Here is a 17997-nt window from a genome sequence, read left to right on the forward strand (position 1 = left end):
GTGACCGCCACGGACCGCTCCATCGAGCTCATCAACACCGCCGCCCAGGCGGCCGCCGACCGGCTCGCGCACGACATCATCGCGTACGACGTCAGCGATGTGCTGTCGATCACGGACGCCTTCCTGCTGGCCTCGGCGCCCAACGACCGCCAGGTCAAGTCCATCGTCGACGAGATCGAGGAGCGGCTCCTGAAGGAGCTCGGCGCCAAGCCGGTGCGCCGCGAGGGCGACCGCGACGCCCGCTGGATCCTCCTCGACTACGTCGACATCGTCATCCACGTCCAGCACAACGAGGAGCGGGTCTTCTACGCGCTGGAGCGCCTCTGGAAGGACTGCCCCGAGATCGAGCTCCCCGAGGACGCCGTCAAGACCCGGGGCAAGGCCGAGGAGCACGCCCAGCTCACCGGCGGCACGGAAGGCGAGCGGAGCTGAACGGCAGCAGGAGCGGCAGGGGCCGCAAAATCGTCCTCTGGCGACACGGCCAGACAGCGTGGAACCTGGAACACCGGTTTCAGGGCTCCACGGACATCCCGCTCACCGAGACGGGCGTCGGACAGGCCCGACGGGCCGCCCGGCTGCTCGCCTCGCTGAATCCGCACGCGATCGTCGCGTCCGATCTGCGCCGGGCGACCGCCACGGCCGCCGAGCTCGCCGTGCTCGCCGGCATGGAGGTCGCGCACGACGCGGGACTGCGCGAGACCTATGCCGGCGCCTGGCAGGGGCTCACCCACGAGGAGATCGTCGGACGGTACGGCGAGGAGTACGCCGCGTGGAAGCGCGGCGAGCCGGTGCGACGCGGCGGCGGCGAGTTGGAGACCGAGGTCGCCGACCGGGCCGCCCCGGTCGTACTCGAACACGCCGACAAGCTGCCCGACAGCGGCACACTCGTCGTGGTCAGCCACGGCGGCACCATCCGCACCACCATCGGTCGGCTGCTGGGCCTGGAGTCGCACCACTGGGAAGGGCTCGGTGGGCTCTCCAACTGCTGCTGGTCGGTGCTCGGCGAGGGCGCGCGCGGCTGGCGACTGCTGGAGCACAACGCGGGCACGCTCCCCGAGCCGGTGCTGGGCGACGACACATAGCCGGGCTCTCGTGGCAGGGCTCTCGCCGGGGTCGGCGCCGTAAGAAGGTCCCTGCGGAGCCCCAGGAGGGTCTCCCGTGGGGCGGCAGCTGCCGGATTTCACTTTCTGGCTGGTCACAGGCTAGAGTTCTTCTTGTTCGCGGGGCGGAAACGCAAGAAACAAAGCGAACAGCGGGGCTATAGCTCAGTTGGTAGAGCGCCTGCATGGCATGCAGGAGGTCAGGAGTTCAATTCTCCTTAGCTCCACAATCAAGGATCCCGTCCCTGTCAGGGGGCGGGATCCTTGCGTTCCCGTCGATAAAGGAGTCCTTGGCTCCGTACGGCTGCGCTGCTCAGCCGCTCGGCGCCAGGTTCTGCGGCATCCGTCGCGACGACGGCCGCCCGTTCTCTTCTGTCCCTCGTTCCTCTGCCGGTGCCGTCCGGGGGGCGAGACGCCTTTGGTGTCGGTCCTGTTGACGTGCCGTCACCGTCCACGTTCCTCGTCATCGGTGGTCCTCCAAGGGAGTTGGCGCCGCGTGGCCGCTCACTCCCGTTCCGGCCGGGCCGCTCCGTGCGGCGCGGCCGTGTCGCTCGACGGTGGTCCGGGCGGGGCGGATCGCGACCCGTGCGATACCAAGAGGCTCTGCTCACCGGTGGATTCGCCCCGGCGGATCCCGGGAGGCGGGGGCTCGGCCGGCGCTTGGGAGGCGGTGGTGACCGGCCGGATCCGCGGTGGGCTGCCCCTCTTGCAGGCTCATGGCAGAATCGGAACGCCGGAGGGGGCTACGGACCGAACGGGAGGGAGCGCGCGATGCCTGCGAGCCGCCACGAGGTCCCGGACCTGCCCCTCGTCCCCGGACTTCGCATCCGTACCCACGGCACGCGTGCCGACCGGCCCGCGGGTGGCCGACCTCACGCGCTCGGCGACGGCGGCCGGAACCTTCACGTGTCCGTCGTCGGCGAGCGAAGCCGGAGCTGACCCATGGGTGCTCACAGGCGGAAGTGCGACTGGTGCGGCAGCGGTACGCCCATCGTCAGGGACATGGACCCGGTCAATCCCGAGTACCAGTACTGGTGCGAGGAGTGCGCGCGGGCGCTGATCATAAAAGGCGACCCCATCGAGACCTACCGGGAGCTGGAGGGGGAGCCGATCTACGGACGGCTGCTGGACGAGCACTGCACACTCAAGCGCTTCTACTCCTTCGCCACCGCCTGAGACCGCGTGACAGGTGCGCTCATGACGCCGACGAAGCAGGTCGGATCCGGTCGGGCGCGAAACGATTTGGTGGAGTGGCGGGGTCACCGGTAATGTTCTCGATGTCGCCACGGGGAACCAGAAGGTGGACAACGCGGGGCTATAGCTCAGTTGGTAGAGCGCCTGCATGGCATGCAGGAGGTCAGGAGTTCAATTCTCCTTAGCTCCACAGTGAAGAACGAGAAGCGGGTCATCCTTCAAGGAGTGACCCGCTTCTCGTATGTGTATGTCGGAAGCGCCGGGCGCGTCGAGTGTGTCGGGCCGGCGCATCGGGCACATCGGCCACCAGAGCCGGGCTTGTGCGCCCCGGTCCGCGCGTCGGCTCACGCGCGGGGCGGTCGATCCGGCGCATCGGCCCGGGCGAGTCGGTCGGCGCCGTGCGCGGAAGCGCGTCCCGAAGCGGGCTCTCCCGGGCGGTGGGAGGCGAGCTGTGCGGAGCAGGCCCTGCCACTTGTCCGAGGGCCGGTCACGCCCGGACCGGTTCCGGGACCGTGCGGTACCCTGGCGCCATGCGTGCCGTACGCCTTCTGCTTAGCGAGCCGCGCTGATCAGTCCCGACCGGTGAGAATGCCTGGTCGGAATCGGCGCGGCGTCCCCTCCTGTGCGAGGGGATTTTTCGTTTCCGTAGACGCGTGTCCGTAGACATGGGCGCCGGCAGATGACGATCGATGGAGCTTTGAGGACCATGAGCGAGACGAATTCCGCAGCCGAGGCGGCTGCGCCGCACCGCTACACGGCGGCGCTGGCCGCCGACATCGAGGCACGCTGGCAGGACTTCTGGGACGCCGAGGGCACCTACGAGGCGCCGAACCCGACCGGTGACCTGGCGGGCGACTCGGAGCTGGCCGCCAAACCGAAAAAGTTCATCATGGACATGTTCCCGTACCCCTCGGGTGCGGGGCTGCACGTCGGACACCCCCTGGGCTACATCGCCACCGACGTCTTCGCGCGTCACCAGCGGATGACCGGGCACAACGTGCTGCACACCCTGGGTTTCGACGCCTTCGGCCTGCCCGCGGAGCAGTACGCCGTGCAGACCGGCACACACCCGCGGGTCTCCACCGAGGCCAACATCGAGAACATGACGGCCCAGCTGCGACGGCTGGGTCTGGGCCACGACAAGCGCCGCTCGTTCGCCACGATCGAGTCGGAGTACTACAAGTGGACCCAGTGGATCTTCCTGCAGATCTTCAACTCCTGGTACGACACCGAGGCCGACCGGGCCCGTCCGATCGACGAGCTGGTCGCACAGTTCGAGAGCGGTGCCCGCCCCACCCCGGACGGCCGTGACTGGAGCGTGCTGAGCGCCGTCGAGCGCGCGGACATCCTGAGCGAGTACCGCCTGGCGTACGCCTCCGACGCGCCGGTCAACTGGTCGCCCGGCCTGGGCACCGTGCTGGCCAACGAGGAGGTGACGGCCGACGGGCGCTCCGAGCGCGGGAACTTCCCGGTCTTCAAGGCCAAGCTGCGCCAGTGGAACATGCGTATCACGGCCTACGCCGACCGGCTGCTGAACGATCTGGACGGGCTGGACTGGCCCGAGGCCATCAAGCTGCAGCAGCGCAACTGGATCGGGCGTTCCGAAGGCGCGCGGGTCGACTTCCCGGTCGACGGCGCGGACGCCATCACCGTCTTCACCACCCGGCAGGACACCCTGTTCGGGGCCACCTACATGGTGCTGGCGCCGGAGCACGAGCTGGTGGAGCGGATCGTTCCGGACGCCTGGCCGGAGGGCACCCACCCGGTATGGACCGGTGGACACGCCACCCCGGCCGAGGCCGTCGCCGCGTACCGCAAGCTGGCCGCCGCCAAGTCCGACGTGGAGCGGCAGGCCGAGGCCAAGGACAAGACCGGCGTCTTCACCGGCGCGTACGCGACCAACCCGGTCAGCGGCGAGAAGGTCCCGGTCTTCATCGCCGACTACGTCCTGATGGGGTACGGCACCGGCGCGATCATGGCCGTTCCGGCGCACGACGCGCGCGACTTCGCCTTCGCGCGCGCCTTCGAGCTGCCGATGCGCTGTGTCGTCGAGCCGTCGGACGACCGCGGCACGGACCCCTCGACCTGGGACGACGCCTTCGCCTCGTACGACGCGAAGCTGGTCAACTCCGCCAGCGACGAGATCTCGCTGGACGGGCTGGGTGTCGTCGACGCCAAGGCGGAGATCACCGAGTGGCTGAAGGAGCACGGCGTCGGCGAGGGCACCGTCAATTTCCGACTGCGCGACTGGCTGTTCAGCCGGCAGCGCTACTGGGGCGAGCCGTTCCCCATCGTCTACGACGAGGACGGCGTGGCCCACGCGCTGCCCGAGTCGATGCTGCCCCTGGAGCTGCCGGAGGTCGACGACTACTCGCCGCGCACCTTCGACCCCGACGACGCGGACACCCAGCCCGAGACGCCGCTGTCCCGGAACGCCGAGTGGGTCAACGTCACCCTGGACCTGGGCGACGGCCCCAAGAAGTACCGCCGCGAGACCAACACCATGCCCAACTGGGCGGGCTCCTGCTGGTACGAGCTGCGCTATCTGGACCCGAACAACGACTCGAAGCTGGTCGACCCGGCGATCGAGCAGTACTGGATGGGCCCGCGCGAGGGGCAGCCGACCGGGGGCGTCGACCTGTACGTCGGCGGCCAGGAGCACGCCGTGCTGCACCTGCTGTACGCCCGCTTCTGGTCCAAGGTGCTGCACGACCTGGGGCACATCTCGTCCTCCGAGCCGTTCCACAAGCTGTACAACCAGGGCATGATCCAGGCGTACGTCTACCGGGACAGCCGCGGCATCGCGGTCCCGGCGGCCGAGGTCGAGGAGCGGGACGGGAAGTTCTTCCACCAGGGCGAGAAGGTCAGCCGCGTCCTGGGCAAGATGGGCAAGTCCCTGAAGAACGCCGTCACGCCGGACGAGATCTGCGCCGAGTACGGGGCGGACACGCTGCGCCTGTACGAGATGGCCATGGGCCCCCTGGACGTGTCGCGGCCGTGGGACACGCGCGCGGTCGTCGGCCAGTTCCGACTGCTGCAGCGGCTGTGGCGCAACATCGTCGACGAGGAGACCGGCGCGGTCACGGTCGTCGCCGCGGACCCGGACGAGGAGACGCTGCGCGCGCTGCACAAGGCGATCGACGGGGTCGGCCGGGACATGGCCGGCATGCGTTTCAACACCGCCATCGCCAAGGTCACCGAGCTGAACAACCACCTGACGAAGGCGGGCGGCCCGGTGTCCCGGAGCGTCGCCGAGTCGCTGGTGCTGCTGGTGGCGCCGCTGGCCCCGCACATCGCGGAGGAGCTGTGGCGGCGTCTGGGCCACACCGGGTCCGTGGTGCACCAGGACTTCCCCGTCGCCGACCCCGCGTACGTCGTGGACGAGACCGTGACCTGTGTGGTGCAGGTCAAGGGCAAGGTCAAGGCGCGCCTGGAGATCCCGCCGACGATCTCGGACGAGGACCTGGAGGCCCAGGCCCTGGCGGACCCGGCCGTGGTCGCCGCCCTGGGCGGTGCGGGCATCCGGAAGGTGATCGTCCGAGCGCCGAAGCTGGTCAACATCGTTCCCGCGTGAACGGCGGTGATCGTCCCCGCGTGAGGGGCACGGACGGGCGACCGGCAGGCCGCCCCGTGTGACCGGGGGCGTTCCCCTACGGGCAGGTTGGGGGTTCCGAAGGAACCCTTGGCCTGCCCGTAGCGTTTACGGTGGAGTGGCCGGCATCGATACGACACCCGAGGGGCGCTCATGGAAGCCGTGATCCTGATCCTGGGATTGCTCTTTTTCGCGTTCATCGCCCTGGGGGTGTACGCGAGCGTCAAGGCCATCGGCGCGGCGAAGCGGGGTGTGGACCGGACGATCGTCCAGGCACGCCGCGCGGTCGAGGACACCACGCTGCGAGCGAAGAGCTACGGCCAGACGGGCGTGGGCGGAGAGCTCGCGCAGCTGCGCCTCTCGCTGCGCACGTCGATGCGGGCCACGCAGGAGGCGCTGCGGGCGGGAGCCGTCGAGGACGCCTCGCTCTCGGAGTCACTGGACCTCTTCCGGCGGCTCAGTGTGCACGGACGCGAGCTCGACGAGGATCTGAGGAGGCTGGAGCGCGAGCCCGACCGGGCGACGGTCGCCGCGCTGCTGCCGGAGCTGAAGGAGCGCACGGAGCGGATCACGCACTCGGCGGACTCGCTGCGCTGGGCCGCCCGGGACCGGGCACGGCGGTTCGTCGACGACGATCTGGAGGCGCTGAACGCGCAGATCGACATGGAGGCCGGAGCGTTGCGGCACTGGACGGTCGAGCCGAACGAGCCCGTCCGGGAGCGGAGCCACGACCCGCGGCCCGACGCTCACACACAGGCCGACGGTCGCGCACGGGCAGAGGACCGGGGGCAGGCCGACCGCGGTGGGCAGGGGGAGGGGAACCAGCGGCAGGAGCGCGGGACGGCCGACGGCCGGGAGCGGGCCATACCGGCTCCGGACCACCGTATCCAGCCCGAATACCCGTGGCAGAAGACAGCTCGGCCGGAAACGACCACCTGAACCGTTCGGTGGCCGAAAGCGCCAGGATGTGGCCCGAAGTGAGCGGGAGCGGTCCAGCGGTCGGGGTCGGACTGCCGAGTGGCGGGCCCGCCAGGTAACCTCCCGCTCATGTCCCGCCATGTCGCGATCGTCACCGATTCCACGGCCTATCTGCCGCCCGAGGCGATGGAGCGGCACGGCATCACCGCGGTGCCTCTGACCGTCGTCCTCGGCGATCAGGCCCTGGAGGACGGCACGGAGCTCTCCGCCCGCGAGCTCGCCTCGGCGCTCCAGAAGCGCCGCCCCGTGACGACGTCCCGGCCCGGCCCGGAGGTCTTCTCGGCCGCGTACCGGGCGGCGGCCGACGCCGGGGCCTCCGGCATCGTCTCGCTCCACCTCTCCGCCGAGATGTCGGGCACCTACGACGCCGCGCTGCTCGCGTCGAAGGACGCGCCGGTTCCGGTACGTGTGGTGGACACCGGAATGGTCGCCATGGCCCTCGGGTTCTGCGCGCTGGAGGCGGCGGAGACGGTGGAGGAGGGCGGAAGTCTTGACGAGGCCGTCGCGGCTGCGGAGAAGCGGGCCGCGGGCACGTCCGCATACTTCTACGTCGACACGCTGGACTATCTGCGCCGGGGCGGCCGTATCGGCGCCGCTCAGGCGCTGTTGGGATCGGCGCTCGCGGTGAAGCCGCTGCTCCGGCTGGAGAGCGGCCGTATCGAACCGCTGGAGAAGGTACGGACGGCGTCGAAGGCGATCGCGCGTCTGGAGGAGATCGTCGCGGAGGCGGCGGGCAGCACGCGGGTGGATGTCGCCGTGCACCACCTGGCGGCGTCGGAGCGGGCAGAACGGCTCGCCGAACGGTTGCGCGAGCGGGTGCCCGGCCTGGTCGATCTGCACGTCAGCGAGGTGGGTGCGGTGATCGGCGCGCACACCGGACCCGGTCTGCTCGGAGCGGTTGTCTCGCCACGCTGAAGCCGGACCGCTCCCGGCCTTCGACCCCGGGCCCGCACCCGTTGGCACTGGGCCCGCCCCCCCGTCGGCTTTCGGCCCTCGGCCCTTGGATCCCGCCTTCGGCTCGGAGTCGCGGTCCGCGGATCCTGTCTTCGGCTCGGAGCCGCAGCCCTCGGGTTCGATGTCCGGCTCGTGGTCTGCGACCGGTGGGCCTCGGGACCTCCGGCCCGCGTTCCGGCAGGTCCCCGGATTTCACTCCTCGGTGTGGCCGAGTTATTCACAACTGGCCCGTTGTCCACCGAAATCGGGTCGGCTCAGCAGGTTCGGGTGAATGTGCCTACCGTCGTGAGGCATGACTCTGCGAACACTCCGTACGACCAGCACACTTCACGCGACCGATGGCGGCAGCGGCAGCGGCAGTGGCAGCGGACCGGGGCGTGGTCGTGGCGGCTCCGGTCTCGGCCCCGGACGACGGCGAGCGTCGCGTGGGAGCAGGGACAGTGTGGCTGCGGCCGCGCGCCGTCGCGCGGACGCGCTCATAGGAGGGGCGGACGGCGTGCCGGGCACGCGGTCCGTGCCTGGGGCGCCCACTGGTCCGGACCCCGACCCGCTCGTGGCGCCGGGCCCGTTACCGGCGACGGCACCGGACGCCGCCCCCACACCGCCCCCTCGCTCGAGCACGATGCCCCCACCGGCCCCGGGGAACGGCTCCGCCCTGCCGGGCCTGGGGGCGCGGCTGGGGCCCGCGCTGCGGGAGCGGATTCCGGTATGGCTTCAGCTCAGATGCGGGGTGGAGCCCAAGACCCTTGCCGCACTGGCCGTTGTCCTTGTCGTGGCCGTGGGCTTCGCGGCGGCACATTTCTGGTCGGCACGTCCGCATTCCGTGCGGCCCCCCGACCTGGTCGGCGAGGCCGCACGGGCCGGGGCGGCGCGCCCGGCGCCCGGTGACGCCGCGGTCCCCGGGCCGTCGCCCGGAGCAAAGCCCGTCGCAGAGGAGGCCGCTCACGTCGTCGTGGACGTGAGCGGGAAGGTGCGGCGGCCGGGGATCCAGCGACTGCCGTCCGGTGCCAGGGTCGCCGACGCGCTACGGGCAGCAGGCGGAGCCCGGTCGGGCGTCGACCTCACCGGGCTCAATCGGGCACGGGTTCTCGTGGACGGGGAGCAGATCGTGGTGGGTGTCCCGCCGGGCACTCCCGTCGTCGACGGCGGGGCATCCGTCGGCGGCACGGGTGGCGGTTCCGGCTCCGCGACCGGGCCGGTCAGTCTCAACAGCGCGACCGTCGAGCAACTCGACGCACTGCCGGGCGTCGGACCGGTGCTCGCTCAGCACATCATCGACTACCGCATGCGGCACGGCGGCTTCCGGTCGGTCGACGAGCTCCGCGAGGTCAACGGCATCGGCGACCGGCGGTTCGCCGACCTGCGGCCATTGGTGGGGCCATGAATCCGGCGCAGACCCACGCGGTGCCGGACAGTCGGCCGGTGTCGAGCGGTCGGCCCGGGGCGTCAGACCCTCGGCGGGAGGGGCCGGCGGATCTGAGGCTGGTCCCACCGGCGATCGCGGCGTGGGCCGGGGCGGCACTCGCACTGAGCGCGCCCGGGTGGTGGACGGCGACAGGCGCGATGCTCTGTGTCGGCACGGCCCTGATGCTCCTGGCGCTGCCGAGGGCCTCGACGCCCGGTGGGCCCCGCGGGCCCGGAGCCGGCACCGGGGGAGAGGTGGCCGACGGCGGGAGCACGGCGGGCGGACGGCGGCCGTACACCACCGCGACCGCCATCGCGGCGGCGCTGCTCTGTGCCGCCGTCGGTGCCGCGTCGGCCGGACTGCACAGCGCGGACGTGCGGAAGGGGCCGGTGCACGACCTGGCGCAGCGCTTCGAGAACGTCGAGGCGGAGGTGACCGTGACCTCCGACGCACGGCGGACCGTGCCGCGGGTGCGCGGGGACCACAGCACACCCGTCTCGCTCCTCATCGACGCCGAGATCACGCGGCTGACCGGGCCCGACGGCGCGGTCACGCGGCTGAGCACGCCGGTGCTGCTGATCGTCCCGCCCGGCGGATCGACGGCCCGGTGGGAGCAGTTGCTCCCCTCCACCCGACTGCGCATCGGCGGCCGGCTGGCGCCGCCCCTGCACGAGGGGGAGCGCAGCGCCGCCGTGCTGCGGCCGGAGGGCAAGGGCCCACCCCGCATCATCGGGCCGCCCTCCTTCGTCCAGCGCACGGCGGGTGCGCTGCGGGGCGGCCTGCGGCGGGCGACCGAGCGGCTCGGTCCCGACGCCCGGGCGCTGCTGCCCGCCCTGGTGGTCGGCGACACGTCCCGGATCTCGCCGGAACTGCACGAGGCCTTCCGGGCGACCGATCTCACCCACCTGATGGCGGTCTCGGGTGCCAACCTGGCCATTCTGCTGGCCCTCCTGATCGGGCCGCCGGGCACCGCGCTGCGCGCAGAACGTCGTGGCCTGGCTCCCCGGTTGGGCATCCCGCTGCGGCTGACAGCGTTGCTCGGCGGAGGGCTCACGCTCGCCTTCGTCATCGTCTGCCGGCCCGAGCCGAGCGTGCTGCGGGCCGCGGCCTGCGGACTGATCACCCTGCTCGCCATCGGCACGGGTCGCCGCAGATCGCTGATCCCGGCGCTGGCCGCAGCGGTTCTGCTGCTCGTGCTGTACGACCCGTGGATGGCGCGCAGTTACGGCTTCGTCCTCTCCGTGCTCGCCACCGGAGCCCTGCTCACCATCGCGCCCCACTGGAGCGGCGCGCTGCGGCGGCGCGGATTCCCGCCCCGGGTCTCCGAGGCGCTGGCCGCGGCCGCAGCTGCGCAGGCGGTGTGCGCGCCGGTCGTCGTGCTGCTCGCCTCGCGGGTCAGTTTGGTGGCGGTCCCGTGCAATCTGCTGGCCGAGTTCGCGGTGGCCCCGGCCACAATCCTGGGGTTCGCCGCGCTCGCCGTCGCGCCGGTGGCCATGCCAGTGGCAGAGGGGCTCGCCCGGGTCGCCGGATGGCCCGCCGGGTGGATCGGCTCGGTGGCCCGCACCGGGGCGGCGCTGCCCGGTGCGGCGATCGACTGGCCCGACGGCGGGAAGGGGGCGCTGCTGCTCGCCGCGCTGACGGTCCTGGTCGTGCTGTTCATGCGTCGTGCTGTGCGCCACCCATGGGTCTGTGCGGCGGCCGCGCTGCTGCTGGTCCTCGCGGTGCTCCGCCCGGTGCCGCTCACCCGGGTGCTGACCGGATGGCCGTCTCCCGACTGGGCGTTCGCGATGTGCGACGTGGGGCAGGGGGATGCGCTGGTGCTGGCCGCGGGGGGTGCCAGGGGCGTGGTCGTCGACACCGGGCCCGACCCGGGGCTCGTCGACCGGTGTTTGGACGACCTGAGCATCTCCGAGGTGCCGCTCCTGGTGCTCACACACTTCCACGCGGACCACGTCCGGGGACTGCCGGGGGTACTCCGCGGCAGAGCGGTGGGGGCGATCCAGACGACGAGTCTGGACGAACCTCCGGACCAGGCCGCGTTCGTACGGAGAACGGCCGCCGCCTCGGGCGTACCCCTGATCCGGGCCGTCCCCGGTGAACGGCGACGGCTCGGCCCGCTCGACTGGCAGGTTCTCTGGCCTGCGGGTGGTGCGGGGCCGGGCGGAGCGGCGGGCGGTGCCTCCGTGCTGCCGGGGGAGTTCCTGCCGAGGGAGCCCAACAACTCCAGCATCACGCTGTACGTCCGGACCGGCGGGCCGACGCTGTTGCTCCTCGGCGACCTCGAACCCCCGGCCCAGCAGGGGCTGTTGCGAAGACACCCGCAGCTGCCGCACGTGGACGTGCTCAAGGTCGCCCATCATGGTTCCGCTCATCAGGACCCCGCTCTGATACGCGGCGTGCGCCCGAGGCTCGCCCTGGTGAGCGTGGGCAGGGACAACCCGTACGGGCACCCCTCCCCACGCACCGTCGACGCGCTCAGGGCGGGCGGCGCGGTGGTGCTGCGCACGGATACGGACGGCGCGGTCGCCGTGTCGGGAGCCGGGGCGGGACTGCGGGCGGTCGGCCGCTCGTGAACGCCACCGCGACGTACCGTCATGCGGATTGCCCGCATGGGCATGTCGTCGTGGCCGCGATCGGCCGCGATCGTGGCCGTGGACCGCTCCGTGGCCACGGCCACGCGGACGGCCGTCGGGCTGCCTCGGACCGCCGCCGGCCGCCGCGGACCGCTCTGTGGCCACGGCCACGCGGACCGCCGCCGGCCGCCGCGGACGGCTGGCGGCGGTCCGTGGCGGTCCGTCGTCCTGGCGAGAGCGGCGTCGGGCGCGGGTGGGGGTGGTTGCGGGGCACCCGGGCGGTGTGACAGCGACTGCAGGGAGCGGTGGGCCGGGCAGTTCGTCAGCGGGGAGCCGGTGTGCCGCGCCGCCGACCGCGGCGTAGACGGAACGGCCAATTCGGACCTTCGGTAACACCTCTACGCAAGCACCTGCGAGCTGCTCCGTTTGCCTCGAACGCCACAAGAGTGGTCGAATGCATGCTCGTCAGTGGGCCGGTGCTCCGACGCGTATGTCCAGTCGTCAGGCCCCAAGGTGATTCACCCCGAGGGGGTAGGCAAGAGATGTTCGGTCGCTGGCTGCGAAGCAGGGAAACGGCGAACGTTCCGCGTGGCAACGCCCTCACCGGGCTGGATGTGCCGCATACCGCCGGAGTGCTCAGCTGCCGCGTACTCGACCCGGTCGACGACGCCGTCCAGCAGGCCGAGTTCGTCGTCACGGACAGCGCGGGCCGGAAGGTCGTCGGCGGTGAGACGGATCCGTACGGCAACATCCTCGCCACCGTCCCGGCCGGTGAGTACCGACTGGCCGTCACGGCCGAGGGCTTCACCCCGTTCCACGGCGCGACCACGGTCGTCGAGGGCGGCCACACGCGACTGGGCGACATCACCCTGCAGATCGTCGCGCCCCCGCAGCTCCCCGCACCGGGCGAGTGGGAGGTGGAACCGACGCATTCGCAGATCGGCTTCACGGTCCGGCACATCGGCATGGCGCGCATCCACGGCCGGTTCAACACCTTCGCGGGTGCCGTCCGGATCGCCGACCGCATGGAGGAATCCGCCATGCACGTCGTCATCGACGCCGCGTCGATCGACACGAACGTCCAGATGCGTGACAACCACCTGCGGTCCAACGACTTCCTGGACATCGGCCGCTACCCGACGATGGAGTTCTACAGTGAACGCTTCGTCCACCGCGGCGGCACCCGCTGGGGCGTGACCGGTGCCCTCACGCTGCACGGCGTCAGCCGCACGATCACCCTGGACACCCAGTACCTCGGCCTGGGCAATGGCCTGGAGGGCGAGACCCGTGCCGCCTGCCGGGCCACCACGGATCTGCACCGCGAGGACTTCACCCTCACCTGGCAGACCATGCTGGCCCGGGGCATCGCCGCCGTCGGCTCCAGCATCTCCATCGACCTGGACATCCAGATCGTCCCCAAGACCGGACAGGGGCGCTGAATCAGGAGGGGCACACCCCACCGCCACTACGGGGTCTCGAGCCAGCCCTCGTGCTCCGCGGCGAGCGCGTCGAGAGCCGAAGCGTCCAGCCGCCCCGAGGGATCTTCCACGACCACCAGCCACTGGGCGTCCTCGGCATCGTCCTCGCCGGCCAGCGCGTCGCGTACGAGCCGGGGTTCCTCGTCCACCTCGAAACGGTCGCCGAGTTCCTCGGTCACTTCTTCCGCGGCGTCGCGATCCGGCAGGACCAGCACATGTCTCACATCACTCACCTGCCCATTCTCCCGTACGGAGTGCGCCACGCTGTCCCGTCCGGCAGCTCCGGCGGGCGGCCCCAACGACCGTTCACGTGTCCTGTGCTTCGTGCCCGGGGCCGGCACGATGTCGTCGCCCGGGTGCGGCAGCCGGGCGAGCGGGACCCGCGCGGGGCGCCTCGCACCCGGGCGCGACGTACACCTCGGAGGCGTGCGTCCGTCGCGCGGCGGCTTCGGGGGAGGGAGGCCGAGCGGTGTCCGTGGTGCGTGGGATGCTGGATGGCGATGGCCACCAGAAGGAATTCCACCGACGACCCGCTCGCTCCCCTCACGCTCGCCGTGGGACAGGAGGACCTGCTCCTCGACCGTGCCGTGCAGCAGGTGGTGTCGGCGGCCCGTGCCGCGGACGCCGACACCGATGTCCGCGACCTCACGCCCGACCAGCTCCAGCCCGGCACTCTCGCCGAGCTGACGAGCCCGTCGCTCTTCGCGGAGCGCAAGGTGGTGATCGTGCGCAACGCGCAGGACCTCTCCGCCGACACGGTCAAGGACGTCAAGGCGTATCTGGGTGATCCGGTCGAGGAGATCACCCTCGTTCTGCTGCACGCGGGCGGAGCCAAGGGCAAGGGCCTGCTGGACGCGGCACGCAAGGCAGGGGCGCGGGAGGTCGCGTGCCCCAGGACGACCAAGCCCGCCGAGCGGCTCTCCTTCGTCCGGTCGGAGTTCCGGACGCTGGGGCGGTCCGCGACCCCCGAGGCGTGCCAGGCGCTGGTCGACTCGATCGGCAGCGATCTGCGGGAGCTGGCCAGCGCGGTCTCGCAGCTCGTCGCGGACGTCGAGGACACGATCGACGAGTCGGTCGTCGCGCGCTACTACACGGGCCGCGCGGAGGCGTCGAGCTTCACCGTCGCCGACCGCGCGGTGGAGGGGCGGGCGGCGGAGGCGCTGGAGGCGTTGCGCTGGTCGCTGTCGACCGGTGTGGCGCCCGTGCTGATCACCAGCGCGCTGGCGCAGGGTGTGCGGGCCATCGGCAAGCTCTCCTCGGCGCGGGGCGGGCGGCCCGCGGACCTCGCCCGTGAGCTGGGCATGCCGCCGTGGAAGATCGACCGGGTGCGCCAGCAGATGCGGGGATGGACGCCGGACGGCGTGGCAGTGGCGCTGCGGGCGGTCGCGGACGCGGACGCCGGGGTAAAGGGCGGCGGCGACGACCCGGAGTACGCGTTGGAGAAGGCCGTCGTGGCAGTCGCCAGGGCGGCGCGGTCGAGGCGCTGACCGGTACGGACGCGCCGACAGACGCCGACACGGGCCGGTCGCTCGCGGGGCCCGGTTCGAGGCGCCGCCGGGTACGGGACGGCCGGCCGTTCGCGGGGCCGGGCACGAGGCGCTGACCGGAGCGAACACCGGAACCGGGCCGGCTGACGGCACACAAGGGACCGGGGGCGGGCCGGGGCGTGGCCCCGGGCCGCGCCTCGACGACGCCGGGCCCGGGCGGGGGAGGGCGGAGCCTCCGAGTGAGCGGGACCAGAACCTTGCGGGGAGTGGAGCGCGGGAGCGGCCCCCCCCCGGGCACGCGAAAGGCCGTACCACCGGGCGCTCAGAAAGTCCGAAGCGCAGAAGCGCAGAAGCGCAGAAGCGCAGAAGCGCAGAAGGGAAGAAGCGCAGAAGCGCAGAAGCGCAGAAGGGAAGAAGCGCAGAAGTAACGCCGAAAAGCAGAGAAGCACGGAAACACCGAGGGCCCCGGTCCCGCTCCGGGGAAGAGCGGGACCGGGGCCCTCGGGTCACATCTGGTGCGCCGCACCCGCGTGGCGAACGCAGGTTCGGTGTGCGGCGCGGGGGCCGGGCAGGGGCGGGAGAGAGGGCCCGCTGATCCGTTCCGGCAGGTGGATCTCAGACAGCTCAGCCCTGGAGGGAGGCAACCTTGGAGGCCAGCGCCGACTTCTTGTTGGCGGCGGCGTTCTTGTGGATGACACCCTTCGAGACGGCCTTGTCGAGCGCACGGGAGGCGTCGCGAGCGGCCGTGGTGGCCTTCTCGACGTCACCGGCGGCGACGGCCTCACGGGCCTTGCGGATAGCGGTCTTGAGCGAGGACTTGACGGCCTTGTTGCGCAGGCGCGCCTTCTCGTTCGTCTTGTTCCGCTTGATCTGGGACTTGATGTTCGCCACGAAAGAGCCTTTTCAGGTTCGTTGGATCTTCGATGCGTGCCCCGTGGCCCGGGAGAGCCGCGAAGCACAGCTGTCAACGGTACCAGCCGTGCTCCGACCGGCCCAAACCGGTCTCCGCCCCGCAACCATGGGACGATGGAGGCTACGTATCGATCCGACCGAACCGACATCGACCCGAGACACGGCGTTCGGCGTCTCAAGAATCAGGACCCTGCGTGCCCGCGACTCCTACCAACGTGCCCGAGCCGAGCCGTACCGACCCGGCGCTGATCCGCAACTTCTGCATCATCGCGCACATCGACCACGGCAAGTCGACCCTTGCCGACCGGATGCTCCAGCTGACGGGCGTGGTCGACCAGCGGCAGATGCGCGCCCAGTACCTCGACCGCATGGACATCGAGCGCGAGCGCGGCATCACCATCAAGTCCCAGGCGGTCCGTCTGCCCTGGGCCCCGACCACGGGCGAGGACCAGGGCCGCACCCACGTCCTCAACATGATCGACACCCCGGGCCACGTGGACTTCACCTACGAGGTCTCCCGCTCGCTCGCCGCCTGCGAGGGCACGGTCCTGCTGGTCGACGCCGCGCAGGGGATCGAGGCCCAGACGCTGGCCAACCTCTACCTGGCGATGGAGAACGACCTCACCATCGTCCCGGTGCTCAACAAGATCGACCTCCCGGCCGCGCAGCCGGAGAAGTTCTCCGAGGAGCTGGCCAACCTCATCGGCTGCCAGCCGGAGGACGTGCTCAAGGTCTCCGCGAAGACCGGCGTCGGCGTGGACGCGCTGCTCGACCGGGTGGTCCAGGACATCCCGGCCCCGGTCGGCCGGGCCGACGCCCCCGCCCGCGCGATGATCTTCGACTCGGTCTACGACTCGTACCGCGGCGTGGTCACGTATGTCCGTGTCGTCGACGGCCAGCTCAACAAGCGCGAGCGGATCCGGATGATGTCCACCGGCGCCACCCACGAGCTGCTGGAGATCGGGGTCTCCTCCCCGGAGATGACCGCGGCCGACGGCCTCGGCGTCGGTGAGGTGGGATACCTCATCACCGGTGTGAAGGATGTCCGGCAGTCCAAGGTCGGTGACACGATCACCTCCCAGAGCAAGGGCGCGGACGAGCCGCTGGGCGGTTACAAGGACCCCAAGCCGATGGTGTTCTCGGGGCTGTACCCGCTGGACGGCTCGGACTACCCGGACCTGCGCGAGGCGCTCGACAAGCTCCAGCTCAACGACGCCGCCCTCGTGTACGAGCCGGAGACCTCCGCCGCGCTCGGCTTCGGCTTCCGCGTCGGCTTCCTCGGCCTGCTCCACCTCGACGTGATCCGCGAGCGCCTGGAGCGCGAGTTCGGGCTCGAACTCATCGCCACCGCGCCCAACGTGGTCTACCGCGTCGACATGGAGGACGGCACCGAGCACACCGTCACCAACCCGAGCGAATTCCCCGAGGGCAAGATCGACCAGGTGCACGAGCCCGTCGTGCGCGCCACGATCCTCGCGCCCAGCGAGTTCATCGGCGCGATCATGGAGCTCTGCCAGAGCCGGCGCGGCACCCTGCTCGGCATGGACTACCTCTCCGAGGACCGGGTCGAGATCCGCTACACCCTGCCGCTGGCCGAGATCGTCTTCGACTTCTTCGACCAGCTGAAGTCCAAGACGCGCGGCTACGCCTCCCTCGACTACGAGCCCACCGGCGAGCAGACCGCCCAGCTCGTCAAGGTCGACATCCTGCTGCACGGCGACAAGGTCGACGCGTTCTCCGCCGTCACGCACAAGGACAAGGCGTACGCGTACGGCGTGCGGCTGGTCGCCAAGCTGCGTGAGCTGATCCCGCGGCAGAACTTCGAGGTGCCGATCCAGGCGGCCATCGGTTCCCGGGTGATCGCCCGTGAGACCGTCCGCGCCATCCGCAAGGACGTCCTCGCCAAGTGCTACGGCGGTGACATCTCCCGTAAGCGGAAGCTGCTGGAGAAGCAGAAGGAAGGCAAGAAGCGGATGAAGATGGTCGGCAGCGTGGAGGTGCCGCAGGAGGCCTTCATCGCGGTGCTGTCCACGGACGAGTCCGGCGGGGAGAGCAAGGGCAAGAAGTAGCCCCCGCCCTTCCCCCGCCCGGGGTGGCACCCCGTGAGGTCCCGACGGGCCCCCGTGTCGCCGCGCACCGCGCGACACGGGGGCCCGTTCGTTATGAAGCGGCGGCCCCTTGCCTCTTACGCGGCGGACGCGGGCGCTCTACCCTGATCACGGCCTCGTAGTTACTCACCAGTTAAACAAGTGGGACCGGGTAGCGCGGGGTGAGCAGCGCGGGACGGGTGTCGCGGCCGCGCGGAACGCGTCCGGCTCGCGCGG

At 71.3% G+C, this 17997-nt stretch carries 13 protein-coding genes and 2 tRNA genes; 13 read left to right on the plus strand and 2 right to left on the minus strand.

What is annotated here, in order from left to right; translation table 11 throughout:
- The 11 genes from rsfS to ACFYXM_RS14950 all read left to right on the plus strand — a co-directional run bounded on the left by rsfS (nt 1) and on the right by ACFYXM_RS14950 (nt 13235).
- Nucleotides 1-432 carry a ribosome silencing factor gene (rsfS, locus tag ACFYXM_RS14900; protein ID WP_073783528.1) on the plus strand — a complete coding sequence of 144 codons (432 nt, stop codon included), beginning with the start codon at nt 1-3 and terminating at the stop codon, nt 430-432.
- Nucleotides 429-1082, plus strand: a complete 654-nt coding sequence (locus ACFYXM_RS14905) for a histidine phosphatase family protein (protein WP_389289496.1) — start codon at nt 429-431, stop codon at nt 1080-1082. Before rsfS ends, ACFYXM_RS14905 begins: the two co-directional genes overlap by 4 nt.
- 172 nt (nt 1083-1254) lie before the next feature.
- Nucleotides 1255-1327: transfer RNA gene (locus tag ACFYXM_RS14910), tRNA-Ala, on the plus strand.
- Between the two features lie 715 nt (nt 1328-2042).
- The gene (locus ACFYXM_RS14915; RefSeq protein WP_026277450.1) at nt 2043-2276 is read left to right on the plus strand and encodes a hypothetical protein; all 234 of its coding nucleotides are present in this window, start codon (nt 2043-2045) and stop codon (nt 2274-2276) included.
- Between the two features lie 135 nt (nt 2277-2411).
- A tRNA-Ala gene (locus ACFYXM_RS14920) sits at nt 2412-2484 on the plus strand.
- Nucleotides 2485-3000: 516 nt separating this feature from the next.
- The gene (leuS, locus tag ACFYXM_RS14925; protein ID WP_389289402.1) at nt 3001-5868 is read left to right on the plus strand and encodes a leucine--tRNA ligase; all 2868 of its coding nucleotides are present in this window, start codon (nt 3001-3003) and stop codon (nt 5866-5868) included.
- Nucleotides 5869-6039: 171 nt separating this feature from the next.
- Nucleotides 6040-6825, plus strand: coding sequence for a hypothetical protein (locus ACFYXM_RS14930; protein ID WP_389289403.1), 786 nt, complete (start codon nt 6040-6042; stop codon nt 6823-6825).
- Nucleotides 6826-6933: 108 nt separating this feature from the next.
- Nucleotides 6934-7779, plus strand: coding sequence for a DegV family protein (locus ACFYXM_RS14935; protein WP_389289404.1), 846 nt, complete (start codon nt 6934-6936; stop codon nt 7777-7779).
- A gap of 661 nt (nt 7780-8440) precedes the next feature.
- Nucleotides 8441-9202, plus strand: coding sequence for a helix-hairpin-helix domain-containing protein (locus ACFYXM_RS14940; protein WP_389289405.1), 762 nt, complete (start codon nt 8441-8443; stop codon nt 9200-9202).
- A complete protein-coding gene (locus tag ACFYXM_RS14945) occupies nt 9199-11796 on the plus strand; it encodes a ComEC/Rec2 family competence protein (RefSeq protein WP_389289406.1) in 2598 nt (865 codons plus the stop codon). Before ACFYXM_RS14940 ends, ACFYXM_RS14945 begins: the two co-directional genes overlap by 4 nt.
- Before the next feature lie 542 nt (nt 11797-12338).
- Nucleotides 12339-13235, plus strand: a complete 897-nt coding sequence (locus ACFYXM_RS14950; protein ID WP_389289407.1) for a YceI family protein — start codon at nt 12339-12341, stop codon at nt 13233-13235.
- A gap of 26 nt (nt 13236-13261) precedes the next feature.
- Here the strand turns inward: ACFYXM_RS14950 and ACFYXM_RS14955 are convergent, their stop codons facing one another.
- Nucleotides 13262-13507 carry a hypothetical protein gene (locus ACFYXM_RS14955; protein ID WP_389289408.1) on the minus strand — a complete coding sequence of 82 codons (246 nt, stop codon included), beginning with the start codon at nt 13505-13507 and terminating at the stop codon, nt 13262-13264.
- A 267-nt stretch (nt 13508-13774) separates the two neighbouring features.
- Here ACFYXM_RS14955 and holA point away from each other — a divergent pair, with 267 nt between their 5' ends.
- The gene (holA, locus tag ACFYXM_RS14960; RefSeq protein ID WP_389289409.1) at nt 13775-14761 is read left to right on the plus strand and encodes a DNA polymerase III subunit delta; all 987 of its coding nucleotides are present in this window, start codon (nt 13775-13777) and stop codon (nt 14759-14761) included.
- A 624-nt stretch (nt 14762-15385) separates the two neighbouring features.
- Here the strand turns inward: holA and rpsT are convergent.
- Nucleotides 15386-15652: a 30S ribosomal protein S20 gene (rpsT, locus tag ACFYXM_RS14965; protein WP_073787504.1), complete on the minus strand. Its 267-nt coding sequence runs from the start codon at nt 15650-15652 to the stop codon at nt 15386-15388.
- Nucleotides 15653-15867: 215 nt separating this feature from the next.
- Here rpsT and lepA point away from each other — a divergent pair, with 215 nt between their 5' ends.
- Nucleotides 15868-17742 (plus strand): translation elongation factor 4, encoded by a 1875-nt coding sequence (gene lepA / locus ACFYXM_RS14970; RefSeq protein ID WP_389289410.1) that lies wholly within the window; start codon nt 15868-15870, stop codon nt 17740-17742.
- Nucleotides 17743-17997: the final 255 nt, after the last annotated feature.

Origin of the sequence: Streptomyces sp. NPDC002476 (assembly GCF_042889785.1) — a bacterium.
In the GTDB taxonomy this organism is placed as follows: Bacteria; Actinomycetota; Actinomycetes; order Streptomycetales; family Streptomycetaceae; genus Streptomyces.